The 15,371-nt window shown below is 57.4% G+C and carries 15 protein-coding genes; 7 read left to right on the top strand and 8 right to left on the bottom strand.

Annotated features, from left to right (window positions below; genetic code table 11):
• Window positions 1–26 precede the first annotated feature (26 nt).
• The 7 genes from PY793_RS02715 (at window position 27) to mltG (ending at window position 6,953) form a co-directional block, all read left to right on the top strand.
• Window positions 27–776: a glycine betaine ABC transporter substrate-binding protein gene (locus PY793_RS02715; RefSeq protein ID WP_275176559.1), complete on the top strand. Its 750-nt coding sequence runs from the start codon at window positions 27–29 to the stop codon at window positions 774–776.
• Between the two features lie 13 nt (window positions 777–789).
• Window positions 790–2,049, top strand: coding sequence for a class I SAM-dependent methyltransferase (locus PY793_RS02710; RefSeq protein ID WP_275176558.1), 1,260 nt, complete (start codon window positions 790–792; stop codon window positions 2,047–2,049).
• Between the two features lie 276 nt (window positions 2,050–2,325).
• On the top strand, window positions 2,326–3,270 hold the full coding sequence (fabD, locus tag PY793_RS02705) for an ACP S-malonyltransferase (protein ID WP_275176557.1): 945 nt from the start codon (window positions 2,326–2,328) through the stop codon (window positions 3,268–3,270).
• Between the two features lie 16 nt (window positions 3,271–3,286).
• Window positions 3,287–4,027 carry a 3-oxoacyl-[acyl-carrier-protein] reductase gene (gene fabG / locus PY793_RS02700; protein ID WP_275176556.1) on the top strand — a complete coding sequence of 247 codons (741 nt, stop codon included), beginning with the start codon at window positions 3,287–3,289 and terminating at the stop codon, window positions 4,025–4,027.
• Window positions 4,028–4,315: 288 nt separating this feature from the next.
• Window positions 4,316–4,555, top strand: a complete 240-nt coding sequence (locus PY793_RS02695) for an acyl carrier protein (protein ID WP_025825175.1) — start codon at window positions 4,316–4,318, stop codon at window positions 4,553–4,555.
• 105 nt (window positions 4,556–4,660) lie between these two features.
• Window positions 4,661–5,929 carry a beta-ketoacyl-ACP synthase II gene (gene fabF / locus PY793_RS02690; protein WP_275176555.1) on the top strand — a complete coding sequence of 423 codons (1,269 nt, stop codon included), beginning with the start codon at window positions 4,661–4,663 and terminating at the stop codon, window positions 5,927–5,929.
• Window positions 5,919–6,953 carry an endolytic transglycosylase MltG gene (mltG, locus tag PY793_RS02685; RefSeq protein ID WP_275176554.1) on the top strand — a complete coding sequence of 345 codons (1,035 nt, stop codon included), beginning with the start codon at window positions 5,919–5,921 and terminating at the stop codon, window positions 6,951–6,953. The genes fabF and mltG overlap by 11 nt, the downstream gene beginning before the upstream one ends.
• A 46-nt stretch (window positions 6,954–6,999) precedes the next feature.
• On the opposite strand, the gene PY793_RS02680 is transcribed toward mltG, so the two are convergent.
• The 8 genes from PY793_RS02680 to PY793_RS02645 all read right to left on the bottom strand — a co-directional run bounded on the left by PY793_RS02680 (window position 7,000) and on the right by PY793_RS02645 (window position 15,320).
• A complete protein-coding gene (locus PY793_RS02680) occupies window positions 7,000–7,839 on the bottom strand; it encodes a lipid-binding SYLF domain-containing protein (RefSeq protein WP_275176553.1) in 840 nt (279 codons plus the stop codon).
• A gap of 84 nt (window positions 7,840–7,923) precedes the next feature.
• Window positions 7,924–8,724 carry an inositol monophosphatase family protein gene (locus tag PY793_RS02675; RefSeq protein WP_275176552.1) on the bottom strand — a complete coding sequence of 267 codons (801 nt, stop codon included), beginning with the start codon at window positions 8,722–8,724 and terminating at the stop codon, window positions 7,924–7,926.
• 176 nt (window positions 8,725–8,900) lie between these two features.
• Entirely contained in the window at window positions 8,901–9,812 is a 912-nt protein-coding gene (locus PY793_RS02670) for a lysophospholipid acyltransferase family protein (protein WP_275176551.1), read from the bottom strand.
• Window positions 9,809–10,786: a tetraacyldisaccharide 4'-kinase gene (gene lpxK / locus PY793_RS02665; RefSeq protein WP_408744656.1), complete on the bottom strand. Its 978-nt coding sequence runs from the start codon at window positions 10,784–10,786 to the stop codon at window positions 9,809–9,811. The genes PY793_RS02670 and lpxK overlap by 4 nt, the downstream gene beginning before the upstream one ends.
• A 2-nt stretch (window positions 10,787–10,788) precedes the next feature.
• Window positions 10,789–12,774: a glycosyltransferase N-terminal domain-containing protein gene (locus tag PY793_RS02660; protein ID WP_275176549.1), complete on the bottom strand. Its 1,986-nt coding sequence runs from the start codon at window positions 12,772–12,774 to the stop codon at window positions 10,789–10,791.
• Between the two features lie 4 nt (window positions 12,775–12,778).
• Window positions 12,779–13,270, bottom strand: a complete 492-nt coding sequence (locus tag PY793_RS02655; protein ID WP_275176548.1) for a DUF934 domain-containing protein — start codon at window positions 13,268–13,270, stop codon at window positions 12,779–12,781.
• Entirely contained in the window at window positions 13,257–14,948 is a 1,692-nt protein-coding gene (locus tag PY793_RS02650) for a nitrite/sulfite reductase (protein WP_275176547.1), read from the bottom strand. The genes PY793_RS02655 and PY793_RS02650 overlap by 14 nt, the downstream gene beginning before the upstream one ends.
• A gap of 24 nt (window positions 14,949–14,972) precedes the next feature.
• Complete coding sequence (locus tag PY793_RS02645) at window positions 14,973–15,320, bottom strand: DUF2849 domain-containing protein (RefSeq protein ID WP_275176693.1); 348 nt, start codon at window positions 15,318–15,320, stop codon at window positions 14,973–14,975.
• Between the last annotated feature and the right edge of the window lie 51 nt (window positions 15,321–15,371).

The raw sequence follows: 15,371 nt of genomic DNA, 5'->3' as shown, positions 1-15,371 counted from the left end.
TCCCGACTGATCCAGAGGAACCCGAAATGACATCCCTGACACTCGCCTATCCTCAGTCCACCATTCATGAGGCGACGGCAGCCACCATCATTCGGGTTCTCGAGGCCAACGATATTGAACCCGAAATTGTAACCGGCCCCAAGCAGGCTCTGGCCGACCTGCTGCGCAAGGGGGAGATCGACATCTATGTTGCCGCATGGCTGCCGGATGAGGATTCTGACCTCCTCTGCACAGGCACCACACAACTGGGACGGCTATTCCAACCCGAAGCCTGCTGCTGTATTTCGGACGAGAACAGCCCGCTCACATCCCTGAGCGATCTGGCTCAGGCCGGACCGGACATTGCCCGCACGATTGTGACACCTCAGTCCCTTGCCAGACGCATGGAGCAGGTGCTGCGCGCCTACAGTCTGGCAGATGCAGGCTTTACCCTTGATATACTCCCCGATGAAGAGGCGCTGGCGAGGCTTAATGCAGCTCTCGGCGCCGAGCAGCCCAGCCTTCTGCCCCTGTTCCAGCCCTGCTTCCTGTTCCATCAGGGGGGGCTGCGTATTCTGAACGACCCCCAGAAAGCAATGGGGGGAGAGATGGAAGCAACCCTTCTGCTCCGCGACGGGTTGCGTGATGAACTGGAAACAGACCTGCTGGATGAGCTGGATGAACTGATGCTGAGCGCCAAAATCATCAGCGCCATGGACTACGCCATGCGAGTAGAAGGCATGAGCGCGGACGAAGCTGCCGAAGCATGGCAGCGCGGAAAGCTTCTCCCACGCTAAAGAGTGCCGACCCATGACACACAACACCGCAGCGGATGACCGGGATGCCGGGCTGGCCGCCCAGTACGAAGCCTATCCTTACCCGGAGCGTGACCCACAGGACGAAACCCGCCGCCTGCTCATTGGCAGCCCCAGCCACCTGCGAGAAGTGGATTACTGGGTCTTTGGCGCACAACGTCCCCGCAGTCAGGCATTGCGGGCGCTCGTGGCCGGGTGCGGCACGGGTGATGGCGCAATCATGCTGGCAACACAGCTTGCGCGGGTTGCACGCCCGGCGGAAATTATCTGCCTGGACCGTTCGGAAAAAGCCCTTTCCATTGCGCAGGCCCGTGCCAAAACCCGCGCACTGGACAATATCCGGTTTGTTCAAGGCTCCCTGACCGAGCTGGACGCGCTTGATCTGGGATTATTCGATTATATTGACTGCTGCGGTGTGCTGCACCATCTGCCAGACCCGGCAGCCGCACTCCAGATTCTGGAACACCATCTCGCGCCTCATGGTGGCATGGGGCTGATGGTCTATGCCCCCTATGGCCGGACTGGCGTGTACATGCTGCAAGACGTGCTGGAAAAACTGGCCCCACTCACGGGCACACCACAGGAGCGGCTGGATGTAGCCCGCCGCGTTATGCGTAACCTGCCCGCAACGGCATGGCTACACCAGAACGGCAATTTTGGGGATCACCTCTCCGGTGGAGATGCAGGGCTTTACGATCTGCTCCTCAATCCCAGGGACCGCTCCTACACCATCACCGAATTTCTGGCCCTGCTGGGCCAGGCCGGGCTTGAGCCCACGGCCCTTATGGAACCGGCACGGTATGATCCGGCCCTCTTTTTGCCAGACCCACGCCTGCGCGCGCGCCTGTCCACCCAGCCCTGGCAGGCACAAGCCGCCATTGCCGAAGATCTTGCAGGCAATATGGCAACACATGTTGCCTATGTCGTGCGCAAAAACGCGGCTCCCCAAAAACCTGACCCGCTGGCCGCAGATGCGGTACCCATCATGCGCGAAATTCCGGGGGCTGAACTCGCCAGGCAGATGACGGCCGATAACATGTTGCCCTTCCACTTTGGCACACTTGTCGTCCCTATCCCGCTACCGCCCCAGACCCGCGGCATTCTGCCTCTGATTGACGGAGAAAGAACCGTGGGAGAACTGGCCGACATTCTGGCCACACGCGGCGTGAATGCGGAAAAATTCCGGCATGTCTGGCTAGAAAGCTTTAGTATTCTGGAACGACTGAATCGTGTGCTGCTGCGCGCTCCGGCCTGAGCGCACATTGTGCTGTTCTGGCATTGACCCGGCCGGAGCATGGCGCACAGATACCCACGACCCTGCACACAAAACCGTGCCTTAACGGATGCAAACCCTGGCAATTCCGTGGCTTGCCTTCCTCCTTCCGGCCCAACGTATTGTGCCACGTTAACGCAGGCCCTATTCTGCCAGCACTTTTGACTGCCGGAAGGACAGAACCATTTGCCGGGGTCTTTCCTTCCATTCCTTACAATCTGTCCGCCTTTGGGCGTCGTTTTTGAAACAGTGAGTATCATGGCCGTTTACGCATTTACTTTTCCCGGACAAGGCAGCCAGTCTGTTGGCATGGGGCTGGAGCTTGCTAATGCTTTTTCCGCCGCGCGCGCAGTTTTTCAGGAAGTTGACGATGCTCTGGGCGAACATCTGTCAAAAACGATTTTTGAAGGTCCGATAGAAACCCTGACCAGCACCGAGAATGCCCAGCCTGCCCTTATGGCTGTTTCCATGGCGGTTCTGCGCGTTCTGGAGCAGGATGGCGGGCTGGATATTGCTGGCCAGGTAAGCCTTCTTGCCGGACATTCACTGGGCGAATATGCCGCTCTGGCCGCTGGTCGGGCTTTTGATGTCGCACAGGCAGCGCGGCTGCTGCGCCTGCGCGGGCAGGCCATGCAACGCGCCGTGCCAGCGGGGGAAGGGGGCATGGCCGCACTTATTGGCGTAACGCTGGCACAGGCAGAAGAAGTCTGCACCCGCGCAAGTGAGAGTGGCAGCACCGAAATTGCCAACGACAATGGCGGTGGCCAGATTGTTATTTCAGGCAAGATGACCGGGATTGATGCCGCCATCGCCATAGCAAAGGAAATGGGGATCAAGCGCGCGGTCAAACTCCCCGTTTCCGCCCCATTCCATTCCACGCTCATGAAGCCTGCTGAAGACGCCATGGCCGAAGCACTGGCCAAAGCGGATATTGCCACGCCGGTTATACCCGTAATCGCCAATGTGACCGCCGAGCGTGAAACTGATGCCGACACGATTCGCAACAATCTGGTCCAGCAGGTGACCGGTCGCGTCCGCTGGCGCGAAAGTGTGGCCACCATGACCGGCCTGGGTGTTGATACGTTTGTGGAAATCGGGGCAGGCAAGGTTCTGTCCGGTCTGGTGCGGCGTATTGACCCCGAAGTTTCGACCCTTTCCATCGGCACCCCGGCGGATATCGAAACCTTTCTGAAATCCCACTAAAACAGGTTTACACAACATGTTCCGACTGGATGGAAAAACCGCACTCGTTACGGGTGCTTCTGGTGGTATTGGCAGCGCCATTGCCAAAACGCTTCATGCTCAGGGGGCCAAAGTTGTGCTGTCTGGCACGCGTGAAGGCGTTATCCGTGAACTGGCGGAAGAACTGGGGGAAGGCGCGTTTTATGCTGCTGCCAACCTGAGCGAACCAGCAGAAGCGGATGCCCTGATTGCAAGGGCTGAAGAAGTTGCCGGCGCGCCACTGGATATTCTGGTCAACAACGCGGGCCTTACGCGCGACATGCTTGCCCTGCGCATGAAGGATGAGGACTGGAATCAGGTTCTCAATGTCGACCTGGCCGCCCCATTCCGCCTGTGCCGGGCAACGCTCAAAGGCATGTTGCGCCGCCGGGCTGGCCGCATTGTCAATATTGCCTCTGTGATCGGCACAACCGGCAATGCCGGGCAGGCCAATTATGCAGCGGCCAAAGCTGGCATGGTGGGCATGAGCAAATCTCTGGCGCAGGAAGCTGGTTCACGCGGAGTAACAGTGAACGTGGTTGCGCCGGGCTTTATTGTCACCCCCATGACCGACGTGCTGCCAGACGCGCAAAAGGAGAAGCTCCTGTCCGCCATTCCGCTCGCGCGCCTTGGCCAGCCCGAAGATATTGCGTCCGCCGTGCTGTACCTGGCATCGGACGAGGCACGGTGGGTGACCGGCGCTACGCTGCATGTCAATGGCGGCATGGTCATGGCCTGAACACACGAAAAGCATATGCATCGCCAGAACAGGTGGTGCAAAATGCTTTAAGATGTGCCACACAGGCAGCGCAACCATGCTGTTTTGGGCTTTCGACGGATGTATTTGTCCGGTTTGCCTTGGCGTGGAGAGATAAAACGTGCTAATCGCGCGCAACACCTTACTGCTGGACCGGAATGAGGCGGGCATCTACCACCTGGTTCTCTGCCAGCGACGAGGTCCATCGCGGATTAAACACCTGAACAACCTGCCATTTTCGGTAGGCAGGCATATGGGATAGAAAGACAGATGAGCGAAATCGCTGATAAGGTTAAAAAAATCGTGGTCGAGCATCTCGGCGTCGAGGAAAGCAAGGTCACACCGGAAGCGTCTTTTATTGACGATCTGGGCGCAGACAGCCTTGACACCGTTGAGCTGGTGATGGCGTTTGAAGAAGCCTTCAATGTCGAAATCCCTGAAGATGCCGCAGAAAAAATCACCACGGTGAAAGACGCCATCGACTATATCGAAAAGCAGAAAGCCGCCTGATTCTAGGCCATCTGCCTTAAATTACAGAATTATGGTCCCTCAGATGGCTGGGGGACCAGATATGTGTCGAATGGGGAGCGGGCTGGTTTGTTGCTTTCGGCCGGAATGAATTCTGGACGGAGACGCGTTGTCGTCACCGGCATGGGCATCGTCGGGCCTCTCGGCCTCGGTGTCGAAAACGTATGGTCACGTCTGGTCGCAGGCGAAAGCGGGATTGGTAAAATCACGCAGTTCGATGCGAGTGATCTGCCTGCACAGGTTGCAGGGGAAGTCCCTGACGGACCGCGGGAGGAAGGAAAACTCACGCTATCCGAGTGGGTGCCAACCAAAGACCAGCGCAAGATGGACCGCTTTATCCATATGGGGCTGGTTGCCGCAACGGAAGCGGTTGAGGACTCCGGCTGGAAACCTCAGACCGAAGAAGAAAAATGTCGTACCGGTGTGATGATCGGTTCTGGCATTGGCGGCCTGCAAACCATCTATGACGCCTCCATTACCGTGCATGAAGGGCGAGCAAAGCGGCTGTCGCCGTTCTTCATCCCTTCTGCCCTGATCAATCTTGTATCCGGGCATGTTTCCATCAAATACGGTTTTCAGGGACCCAACCATTCGGTTGTGACTGCCTGCGCAACTGGCGTTCATGCCATTGGTGACGCAGCCCGCCTGATCATGTTCGGCGATGCTGACGTTATGGTTGCCGGTGGGGCTGAAGCCACGGTATGCCCGCTGGGTATTGCCGGGTTCTGCTCTGCCCGCGCTCTTTCCACAGGCTTTAACGCAACCCCGCAGCAGGCTTCCCGCCCGTGGGACAAGGACCGTGATGGTTTTGTCATGGGTGAAGGCTCGGGGATTGTTGTGCTCGAAGAATACGAACACGCCAAAGCACGAGGCGCCAAAATTTATGGTGAGGTTATCGGTTACGGCATGTCCGGCGATGCCTACCATATTACGGCACCATCAGAAGGGCATTATGGCGCTTACCGCGCCATGCGCTCCGCCTTGCAGAGCGCAGGCCTGACCACGGCTGACATTAATTACGTTAACGCCCATGGCACATCGACCATGGCAGATGACCTTGAGCTTGAAGCCGTAGAACGTCTGTTTGGCGATGACGCCAAAAAGCTGGCTATGTCTTCCACCAAATCGGCTACGGGACATCTGCTCGGTGCAGCGGGTGCGGTGGAGGCAATTTTCTCCATTCTCGCCATCCGGGATAACGTGGCACCACCCACGCTTAACCTGGACAGCCCCTCGCGCGAGAGCATTATCGATCGCGTGGCGCATACAGCGCAGCAGCGCCCGATCAACGTTGCCCTGTCCAACAGCTTCGGGTTTGGCGGTACAAATGCCAGCCTGATCGTACGTGGCGTCTAAACGTAAAAAACTACCCTCTCCTCCTTCAGACCACAGCAAACTTTTCCGTTTTCTCAAGTGGTCTGGTGGAGGCGTTTTTGCTCTTGCGGCAGGCATGGGGCTTACCGCCTTTTTAGGCTGGCAGACCTATACCTGCCCCGGACCATTATCCATTGATCAGGATATTGTGGTCCCACATGGCAACTACGCCACGACCTTGTCTGCCTTACAAAATACCGGAATTATTCCAGCAAACTGGTGGAGCGGCCGGGTCTTTTCAATCGCCCTTGTCCTGACCCGCGGGGAGGGACAACTGCATGCAGCGGAATTGCATTTTCCCGCTTCTGTTTCCATCAAGCAGACATTATGGATTTTGCGGCATGGCAAGCCTGTCCAGCATAAGCTGACCATTCCTGAAGGGCTGACAATCTGGCAGATTCAGGCTCTGGTTCAGGCCGCTCCCTTACTGACGGGAGACACTCCCCTACCTGATGAAGGGAGTATTCTTCCACAGACCTATACCTACCTGCGCAATAGCCCGCGCAAGGATCTGCTGGCCCATATGCAGGCCAGCATGACGCAGATGCTCAAACAAATCTGGGCAGAAAGAGAAAGCGGTTTGCCACTAGGCAGCCCGCAAGAGCTTCTTACGCTGGCATCTGTCATTGAAAAAGAAACGGCCATGCCAGATGAACGTCCATCGGTCGCCCGTGTTTTTTACAACCGCCTGCAAAAAAACATGAAATTACAAACAGACCCTACGGTAATCTACGCCATTACGCAGGGCAAACCACCGCTGGACAGGCCCTTAACCCATGCGGACCTCCAGACGGCCAGCCCGTACAACACTTATATTTATACCGGTCTGCCTCCGGGGCCAATCTGTTCACCCGGAAAAGCCGCACTGGAAGCGGCAGCACATCCTGCAAAAGGCGATATGCTGTATTTTGTGGCGAATGGAACAGGGGGGCATAATTTTGCGGCCACGTTGAGTGACCACAATCATAACGTCCTGCTCTTACGTAAACAAAAAGCCAGCCACTAACACCGCAAAGCATTAAGTGGCTGGCGCACTCCGGACTGGTGCTCTGTTAGCGGGAGCCCGAACGAGCGGGGGAAAGGTTTTCCTGCACAATTCCGCCACTTGGAGCAGTCACACCCGTGCTGTCACTCTCAATGGCATCCGTTGTCGCGGCTGCTGTGCGGGACGCTGTTGTGGGGGCTGTCTGCGCTCTGCGGGCATAACGCATCAGAATACTGCGCAGCGGATCCGCATCTGGATTATTAACGCGCATGCTCACAACAATATCTTCAGGGCCAACGCTTTGTTTGTAATATGCGCGGTTTTCATCACTATTGACGGTCAGTTTGCTCCCTCCAAGTGATGCTCCGGCAAAAACCCCCTGAGACTTCTGTGCAACCAGAATATCCGTATTGCTGGCCCCGGCATTGGAACTGGCAACTGCAGAACTCATATTGGCAAAAGACGCCCCGGCATTGGTACCAAACTGGAACTGACTATCCAGAAGTGCCTGAAGGCCACGATCGGTCATGATGAAAAAAACGATCTGGGAACTCTGCACGCCAAACTGGATACCAAAGGAGGCAGAACTCAGCTTGTAAAATGCCGGGTCAGACCATGAGCCACGCGCATCTTTTGCCAGCAGTACGCATTCTCCATGTGCACCGCCAAAGGCAATAGACATCCGGAACATGGACGGGCAGACCATAACCGCGCGCGCCTTGGCCAGATTGCTCACCAATGCGCTCTGTCCGGTTGCACCCAGAAAAATATCCTGCACAGTCAACGCTGCTTTATCAACAGTTGCCTGCGCATTATCCGCTGCCTGCGCATGCGCAGGCATGCCTGAAGACAGCACGGTTGCAGCCAGGACCAGAGAAACTGAAGACAGCCGTCTAAAGAAATGCATTCCGGGTTTCTCCACGATAAGTCCAGTAAATTGATGCTTAAAAAAAGCATGCTTTTGTGGCGCGAGAAAGGCCAGTTCCTGTTTTTATTCCAGTGGAATGGAAACAGCCTTGGCCAGTATGGGACCAATATGCGGATTGGCTGCCAGAATGGTAGCCCCCCCCGTTAATCCGCCATTTTGCAGGAAGGGAGACACAACCGCCCCGGCTTCGGCCAGCAGGGGCAGGGCTGCGGCTACATCCCACAGATTGATAACAATTTCGATGTATCCATCAAGTCGGCCACTGGCCACATCTGCCAGTGCCAGCGCACCACATCCGCCAGAACGGGGCATGGTGCCCAGTTCCATAATAGCGTCCATCTTGTCCATGAACACGGCTTTGGGCACGCGGCCACTCCACCCCATTTCGATCATGGAGCGAGCCGGGTCCGTTATGGGGGATGCTTTTATGGGCTTCCCGTTCAAAAAAGCCCCATATCCACGCAACGCTGTATAAACCTCGCCCAGTGCCGGGGCATCTATAACGCCAGCCACGGGCTCATCCCCATCCATCAACCCGAGAGAAACACACCACCGACACCGGCCACGGGCGTAGTTGGACGTGCCATCAATCGGGTCCACAACCCAGCGCAGGCTCCCTGTGCGACTTACGCCACCTTCTTCCCCCTGAAAACCATCTTCGGGAAAAAGAGCCTGCATACGCTGGGCAATAAAAGCTTCAACCGCACCATCTGTTTCCGTCAACCAATCCTGTGCGGACTTCAACTCCCCTTGTGGCCCGCCCGGCGGTGGCCGCATGGACATGGCCAGTCGGGCTGCATCATGCACAACAGCCCGGGCGGCTTCCAGTCGGTAGGCCAGGGCAGGGCTGGGGAGGACTGGCATGGAAATGGCTACTCCAATAAAAATTTACACGCTGCCACCATACCGCCAAGACCCTTGCAGGGCGACCCGCTTTATGCGCCATCCTTCTGCATGCCAGATATTTTTGTAAACGGCATTCATGAAGGCCCGTACATGGCCACCATCACCCGGATTGTACGGTCTGGTGACAATGCCCTTTAACGGTAAAGTTCTTTAGCCCAACGCCTGTGCAACCAGAGCCAGCTTGAAGGGTTTTTGCGGATCCATTCTTCCAGACGGTCGTTCACCCTCTGCACCAGTATCTGCAAATCCTGACGTTTATCCCCTGTATCGGGGAGTTCCAGCGGGGCTTCCACAATAATACGGAACCGGGCAGGCCCCAGGCGCTCCACATAACCGGGAATAACAGGACAGCGGTAGCGTAAAGCCATGGCGGCAAGGGCAGGGGCAGTCATGCTCGGACAATTGAAAAACGAGGCTTCAATCCCGTCATTCATTTTCTGGTCCACCAGCATGCCTACACGTCCCCCGGCAGACACATAGGCCAAGGCCCCCCGGGCACCTTTTGCTCCCTTGGCAAAAAGAGGCACAGACGTATCGCCCATGGCCCTGTTCCGCAGCGAACGCAGCAGGGCATCGACCAGCGGATTAGCCGCGGCACGATAAAAAGATGCAAACGGCGTGCCATGCCGCGCCACAGCAGGGGGCAACATTTCCCAGTTACCAATGTGACCCGATACAAACAGAACTGGCCCACCCCGCAAGGCCTGTTGCGCCAGATGCTCGGCCCCCTGCACCTCAAACCCCGGGCCAGCGGGGGTGTTTTCTTTCAGGGTGGCAAGATGCGGCAGTTCGCCAATGGTCCGGCCCAGATTTTCCCACACACCGCGCACAATCCGCCTGTGATCCTGATGATCCAGTTCCGGCATCGCCAGTTCCAGATTACGCCTGATAATCCGCGATGTTGGAAGCCACGGGCCAAGAGCACGGCAAAACAGGCCAAGAAGGCTGGAAGAATGGTCCGGGCGCAGACGTTCCAGCAGCCACAGCAGCGCAAAGGCCACACAGGCCTCCAGCCGGTAACGCACAGCCACACTCCGGGCCTTCATACCGGTAAGGCCAGAAACATATCCAGCAGACGTTCAGGCACCTTTTGGTCCTGCCAGACCAGCCGCACACCCACCTCAACCACATTTTTACGAAAACCGGGAGGCAGGCGCATGGCATCCTTGGGGGTTGTTACAAGTTGTGCGTCCAGCCCGTTGGCCAATGCCAGAAGCCGCTCGAAATCCCGCTGTTTATACGCATAATGATCGGGGTAAGAAAGGGTACGGACAAGGCTCAACCCAGCCCCACGCAAACCCTTAAAAAACTTCTCCGGCCGACCTATGCCAGCAAACGCCACACATGGGCGGCTAACAATGCTTTGCGGAATATCACCCTGATCCAGATCAGCCCATAAAACGGGCAGGGCGGCATTGTGCCCGACGGCTCCGGTCTGATCCGCCCCGATCATCAGCAATGCATTCGCCCGGGCCAGAGCATCCCCGATCTTCTCACGCAAAGGACCTGCGGGAAGAACGCGCCCGTTTCCAAACCCCACGGCCCCATCCACAACCAGCAGCGAGAAGGTTTTCTGCAAGAACGGGTTTTGAAACCCATCATCCATGATCAGGCAATCCGCCCCGGCCTCTACGGCATGACGTGCGGTTACGCTACGGTCCCCTCCAACCCAGACCGGGCAATACTTCGCCAGCAATAACGCTTCATCCCCAACCTGCCGCGCGGTATGCCGGGCGGGATTGACCCTAATGCCATTTGTCTCGCGCCCACCGTAACCACGCGTCAACACATGTGCGCACCGCCCCCGCGCACTCAGCCGTTGCACCAGATCAATAACCACCGTGGTTTTGCCCACGCCTCCGACGCTCACATTGCCGCAGCATAGTACCGGCACCGGAGCCAGCCAGCCTGACCTGCGCATTCTGCTGCGCGTAACATTTGCAACTCCCCAGGCCAAAGGAGCAAGCAGGGCAGGCCAGAACCGGGCCTGCGGATTGGTCCAGAATGCCGGTGGGGTCAGCCTTACCATATGAGCGCCAGAATCCCGTGCGCCAGATCATCGGGGAGTGTTGCGTTAACCGTTGCCATTGCCTGCGCCTGCTGTTCCAGCAATACCCGCTCCTGAGGGGAGGAGAGCATCCTTACAACCCATGTCGCCAGAGAACGCTCATCATGCACAACCTGCACACAGGCATGCAGCGCATGGTAGGCCTCCTCAAAATTATGGACCTGCGGGCCAGTTGCCAAAGCACAGCCAAGCCGTGCGGGTTCAAACGGGTTGTGCCCTCCGCCGGGGCAGACCGGCAGGCTGTTGCCAATAAAGGTACAATCCCCCAGTCTGAAAAAAAGCCCCAGTTCGCCCAGTGTATCACACACCCAAAAGGCATCCTGATCTGTGGGCAGGGCATTCTGCGCCCGCCTTGGTGCGGAATTTAAACGGGCTGCAATGTCTGCGCCACGCTCGGGGTGCCGTGGCACAAGAATGGTCAGCAGGTCGGGGTATGTCTGGCGAACGCTCTGTGCTGCACGCGCTATAACCTCCTCTTCCCCCGCATGGGTGGAAGCGGCTACGAACACTGGCCGCCCTCCTATAACAGCCCGTAAATCGGCCAGAATCTGAGCATCCACCGGTAACGGTGGGGCTGCGGTTTTAAGATCTCCCGGGGGGAGTTGCGAGAGAGCCCCCAAAGACCGCAGGCGCTGTGCATCCTCCTCCGTCCGGGCCGAGACCCACGCAAACGGGGCCAACATTCTCCGCGCAACACCGGGCATATGCTGCCAGAGCCGAAAGGACGATGCAGACATACGCCCATTAACCAGCACAACAGGCAGGCTGCGGGCGTGGCAGGCCCCCAGTACCGTAGGCCATAACTCACTCTCGGTAAAAACTGCGACCTGCGGTGCCCAATGGTCCAAAAAACGCTGGCACCACCTTGGTACATCCAAAGGCATGAACTGGTGTACAACCCGCTCATGCGCAAAGCGCTGCGCCACAATGGTACTGGCTGTAACCGTGCCCGTTGTCACCAGTACATTGATATGCGCATTCTGCCGCAGACAGGCCTGCACCAGAGGCAGAATGGACAGGGTTTCCCCCACACTTGCAGCATGAAACCACAAAAGTTTGCCCGGCGGGCGAGGGATGGTGGCAAAACCCATTTTTTCGCGCACACGCCCGGCAACTTCTTTCCCCTTACTCTGCCGCCAGCGCAGATAAAGCGGAAGAACAGGTGCCAGCAACGTGCCCACACCTTTCCATAAATACGAAGGGCATATGACCCGTGGCCTGAGAACAACGTGCCCGGTAGTGGCGCAATCCTGCTCTACCTGAGCCTGTTCCATAAGGCTATTCATATGGATTTGCAGGTTCTGGGCCGGGTCATGGGAATCTGAGGACGGCCATAAAGGTGCGCCACTGACAAACACACCACGCCCGAAAGGAAGAGGAAAAAACATTTTATCCCACGATTTAAGCCGTATGGCACGGCAGGACGCCCCTATGGGAATCACTGGTCTGCCCACAAGCCGCGCCAGAGCTTCGGCTCCCGGCCGGGTCTGCCTGCGGGGTCCACAAGGGCCATCGGGAGTAATCGCAACCAGACAGCCATGCCGCAGACTCGCACGCATACGTAACATGGCCGCAGCACCCCCTTTGCTTTTACCCCTTGTGTTCGATGACCCCGCTATGGAGCAGATACGCCACGGTGCCACAACATCGGCTATTACCCGGCCATCGCTGTTGCGGCTAACCAGTACCCGCAGGTTTACTGCGGGGTTCTGGCGCTCAGCCCACCACCATAAAGCGGGAGTCAGGGGTAGTGCTTCATGCCAGAAAGCCACAACAGCCGTCCGCCCTTCCTGACTGGTCAGGTAGAGGTAGGATTGCGGGTCAATTCTAAAGGTCCATCGCGTGGTCCGCAATGCAAACCCGAGGTAGGCCCGAATGGACCCTACGGCAACAGAACGAACAAGCTCGCGTGCACTCTTCCACACACCTGACACAGCCATGCTCTCAGGATGACAGGAACCGCCTGAATGCAAATCCTTCCGGGCGTTCGTTCAGAACGGAAGGCTGATAGGCGACCGTTATCCGCTCATGCGCCTGATGCCACACCGCCAGATCACTCTGCTCGGGAATAACAAGCTGACTGACGCCACAGCGGAGCAGAAACTCATACTGATCAGGCAGAAAATGCCCCGTCACACGCACAGCACCGGCAAAGTGCAGATGCTCGCGCAAGGAGCGAGCCTGTGTAAATGCCCGCCCATCCCGGAAGATAGGGAAGTTCAGGCTGACCAGATCAAGGCGGGGCAGGGCTTCCTTAAGGTCACTCACCCGTTCGTCAGGCTTGAGCACAATACCCAGACGCCCCTTGCCATTACGTCCAAGCCCTTCGGACAACCGGGAAAGAGGCAGCAGAATGTCCCCCTCGGGAAGGGGCTGGTCATCCTGCACCAGTGTCCATCCATCCTGGACAATCTGACCGTTCTCAAGCAGTGGCATAAGCTGCGTCCTTGAATGGCGCGGCACCCAGGCGGCGACAGGTTTCAATAAAACGTTCGCCCGGCTTGCGCTGGACCAGATAGGTATCAACAATTCTGGCAATTGCATCAACCGTTTCATCCTCGGACATGGCCGACCCGATAATCTGGCCGATGGAGGCATCTTCCCCACTATTGCCGCCCAGAGTGATCTGAAACGCTTCTTCCCCACGTTTATCAACACCCAGAATGCCAATATGCCCGGCGTGGTGATGACCGCAGGCATTGATGCAGCCAGAAATATTCAGGCGCAACGCCCCTATTTCCTGCTGCAAGGCGGCGTTGGAGAAGCGCTGGCTCAGTTTCTGGGCAATCGGGATGGATCGCGCATTGGCCAGTGCGCAGTAATCCAGACCCGGGCAGGCAATAATATCGGTTATCATGCCGACATTGGCCGTACCCAGCCCCTTGGCGCTAAGCGCCTGCCACAGCGCAAACAGATTATCCTTGCGCACATGCCCCAGCACCACGTTCTGCAGGTGTGTGATCCGCAGTTCGCCAAAGCTGTACTGGTCCGCCATATCTGCCAGCAGGTCCATCTGGGCGGATGTAACATCCCCCGGAATACCGCCCGCAGGTTTGCACGAAATGGTCACGCTGCAATACCCGTCCTGCTGGTGCGGGTGGGTGTTGATGTTTACCCATGCGGCAAAAGCCGGGTCTGCCTTTGTCTGCGCCACCAGTTGGGCGGAAGCCGCAGAGGCATCTTCAAACACAGGGCTGGCAAAGCGGGCGCGAATAGCCGCCACGACCTCAGGCTGCAAACGGTACCGGCTGCGATCCATAGCCATGAACTCGGCGTTGACTTCATCGCGGAAAGCACCAAGGCCCAGAGCCTGCACAAGAATTTTAATCCGCGCCTTGTAAATGTTATCGCGCCGTCCGTACGCATTATATATGCGCAGAACCGCCTCCAGATACGCAATCAGATCTTCTTCAGGCAGATCATCGCGCAATTTTACGCCAACAACCGGGGTGCGCCCCAGACCGCCACCCACATAAACCTCGAACACCGCACGCCCGTTTTCTCCCATGCGTGCAAGCAGCCCGATATCATGAAAACGGGCGGCAACCCGATCCTGCGCGCTACCGGAAATGGCAATTTTGAATTTACGCGGCAAAAACGTAAATTCGGGATGCAGGGTGGACCACTGGCGCAGGATTTCCGCGTGGACGCGCGGGTCCAGAACCTCATCACGCGCAGCACCGGCAAACTGGTCGGATGTGACATTACGAATGCAGTTGCCGCTGGTCTGGATGGCATGCATTTCCGCATCGGCCAGAATATTCAGGATATCGGGCGTATCTTCCAGCCTGATCCAGTTGAACTGGATATTCTGGCGCGTGGTAAAATGCCCGTAACCACGGTCATATCGCCGGGCAATATGGGCCAGTGTACGCATCTGGTTGGCGCTAACAATACCGTATGGAATAGCCACCCGCAGCATGTAGGCATGCAGTTGCAGGTAAAGGCCGTTCATCAGGCGCAGGGGTTTGAACTCATCTTCGCTCAGGGCGCCAGAAATCCGGCGCTGAACCTGATCACGGAACTGTTCAACCCGCTGTTTGAGAAATGTACGGTCAACCGCGTCATACGCATACCGACCGACGTCTGCTGGAGGCTGGGAAGAGTGGGGCATGATTTGGGGTCCGTCGGGTTTTATTCAGGAGCCACTTACGACAGCGGGGGCAGGCTGCCAGAGGGGCGTAAATTCAGCATGAACACTCGGGCCATCGGCGCGGATACGCTCGCGCGTAGTGCGGGGGCACGGTCCGTGCGCGGTCTGCTCAACCTGCACGCCATAAACCCCCACCACATTATCCGCCCCGGCACGGGCACTTTGGGAGCGTAGCACGTCTTCCATCCCGTCATTGGGGAACAGGCAGGCGTGAGCAATGGTCAACTGCCATTTTCCCTGCGCATCCAGCCAGACAATCCGGCCATCAAGCAGACGGTTGGCTGTTACAACACTACAGCCTTCAGTATCACGACGATTATTCCTGCGATCCACGCTCATACCTTTCCGCGTATTCCACGACAGAAAATTACATAAATTTTCGTC

The organism is Acetobacter fabarum (genome assembly GCF_029069195.1).
Taxonomy (GTDB): domain Bacteria; phylum Pseudomonadota; class Alphaproteobacteria; order Acetobacterales; family Acetobacteraceae; genus Acetobacter; species Acetobacter fabarum_A.
Note: the sequence above shows the minus strand (reverse complement) of the source record. Positions and strands in the feature narration are given on the sequence as shown.

Excerpts from the sequence above, each read along its gene's own strand:
- PY793_RS02670 (WP_275176551.1), bottom strand. The coding sequence starts at position 9,812 with ATGAAGGCCCGGAGTGTGGCTGTGCGTTACCGGCTGGAGGCCTGTGTG.
- fabF (WP_275176555.1), top strand. The coding sequence starts at position 4,661 with ATGAATTCTGGACGGAGACGCGTTGTCGTCACCGGCATGGGCATCGTC.
- PY793_RS02660 (WP_275176549.1), bottom strand. The coding sequence starts at position 12,774 with ATGGCTGTGTCAGGTGTGTGGAAGAGTGCACGCGAGCTTGTTCGTTCT.
- fabD (WP_275176557.1), top strand. The coding sequence starts at position 2,326 with ATGGCCGTTTACGCATTTACTTTTCCCGGACAAGGCAGCCAGTCTGTT.
- PY793_RS02650 (WP_275176547.1), bottom strand. The coding sequence starts at position 14,948 with ATGCCCCACTCTTCCCAGCCTCCAGCAGACGTCGGTCGGTATGCGTAT.
- PY793_RS02715 (WP_275176559.1), top strand. The coding sequence starts at position 27 with ATGACATCCCTGACACTCGCCTATCCTCAGTCCACCATTCATGAGGCG.
- PY793_RS02680 (WP_275176553.1), bottom strand. The coding sequence starts at position 7,839 with ATGCATTTCTTTAGACGGCTGTCTTCAGTTTCTCTGGTCCTGGCTGCA.
- PY793_RS02710 (WP_275176558.1), top strand. The coding sequence starts at position 790 with ATGACACACAACACCGCAGCGGATGACCGGGATGCCGGGCTGGCCGCC.
- PY793_RS02655 (WP_275176548.1), bottom strand. The coding sequence starts at position 13,270 with ATGCCACTGCTTGAGAACGGTCAGATTGTCCAGGATGGATGGACACTG.
- fabG (WP_275176556.1), top strand. The coding sequence starts at position 3,287 with ATGTTCCGACTGGATGGAAAAACCGCACTCGTTACGGGTGCTTCTGGT.
- PY793_RS02695 (WP_025825175.1), top strand. The coding sequence starts at position 4,316 with ATGAGCGAAATCGCTGATAAGGTTAAAAAAATCGTGGTCGAGCATCTC.
- PY793_RS02675 (WP_275176552.1), bottom strand. The coding sequence starts at position 8,724 with ATGCCAGTCCTCCCCAGCCCTGCCCTGGCCTACCGACTGGAAGCCGCC.